The organism is Streptomyces sp. S3(2020), assembly GCF_013044505.1.
GTDB lineage: Bacteria > Actinomycetota > Actinomycetes > Streptomycetales > Streptomycetaceae > Streptomyces.
Map to the genome: position 1 here is coordinate 1 of NZ_JABERD010000523.1, position 1,150 is coordinate 1,150.

2 protein-coding genes are annotated in these 1,150 nt (G+C 65.2%); both read right to left on the reverse strand.

What is annotated here, in order from left to right:
• A partial coding sequence (locus tag HLK59_RS50105) for a transposase (RefSeq protein WP_240983113.1) occupies positions 1 to 548 on the reverse strand: 548 nt, incomplete at its 3' end.
• The gene (locus HLK59_RS50110) at positions 545 to 1,084 is read right to left on the reverse strand and encodes a winged helix-turn-helix domain-containing protein (protein ID WP_171148344.1); all 540 of its coding nucleotides are present in this window, start codon (positions 1,082 to 1,084) and stop codon (positions 545 to 547) included. The genes HLK59_RS50105 and HLK59_RS50110, both read right to left, overlap by 4 nt.
• Positions 1,085 to 1,150 lie beyond the last annotated feature (66 nt).

A 1,150-nucleotide genomic window follows, 5' to 3' on the forward strand; every position in this document is an offset into this window, starting at 1 on the left:
TACTGACCTTGTTGGCGTGATGTCGTTAAGGTGAGCCCGGTTTCGGCGAGGCATCCGTCGATGAGGTCGCTGCGGTACTGGATCTGGCGGAGACCGTGCCGAAGCGTGCTCATGAGGTGGTCAGGGTCGGTGAAAGCGGTGTTGGCCTGGCTGCCGCGTCGCAGTAGTGACCAGATGCCCTCGACGGGGTTGAGGTCGGGTGCGTAGGCCGGCAGGAAGTAGCAGGTGATCCAGTCATGGGTGTCGATGAACTCCCGTAGCCGACGGTCCTTGTGCACGTTCAAGTTGTCCCAGATGAGCACAATCGGTCTGCCGAGCTGCTGGTGGGCAGAGGTCAGCAGGTCGCGGTAATCGGTCCAGGTGAAGCTGCGTCTGCCGCCCCGCTTGTGGTCGACGTGCCGCTTGGGCCGGTAGATCAGGCGTGAGCGCTCGCCCTGCTTGTAGCAGGCCAGAGCGGCGATGGAGATGCGGCGCTGGGAGCGTCCCCGCACCCGGATGACAGGTGTGTGTCCGCGCCTGGCCCAAGTGCGGACGGTGGGCGGCGTCATCGAGAACCCTGCCTCGTCTTCGAAGCACAACCAGGCTCCGAGCGCCGCCACGGCGTTTCCACCTGAGGCCAGGTCTCCTTCACCCAGCCGGTGACGGCTTGTTCATCGCGCTCGGTCGCGCGGCGGGCCGGGACCTGGTGACTGAAGCCATGCCGGTGCAGCATCTGCGCGATGGCCGACAGCGTCATGCTCTTGTGGAACCGGCGCCCGATCAGCGTCTTGATCCGCGCCAGCGTCCAGGTCTGATCCGGCCAGCCGTGCGCGATCGGCCCCTTCGCCAGCTCCTGCTCAAGCACCTCAAACAGGGCCTCACTCAACTTGGGCCTGGACGCCGGCCCCTTCGACTCCAGGGCCGGTGTGCCGCCGTGCTTCCATGCCTGGTGCCACCGTTGTACCGATCGCACGCTGACACGTAACTGCCTAGCGACGGCGGCACTGTCGTGTCCGAGGGCGAATAACTCGGCCGCCTGCATACGGATGTGCTCGCGAAACACCCGTCGCTCCGCGGTCAGCCCACCCCCTTGCGGATACCTCATATGACCGGCCTACTGCGAGAACCAACGCTTGTCAGCCCCTGCGACATCACGCCAACAAGGTCAGTA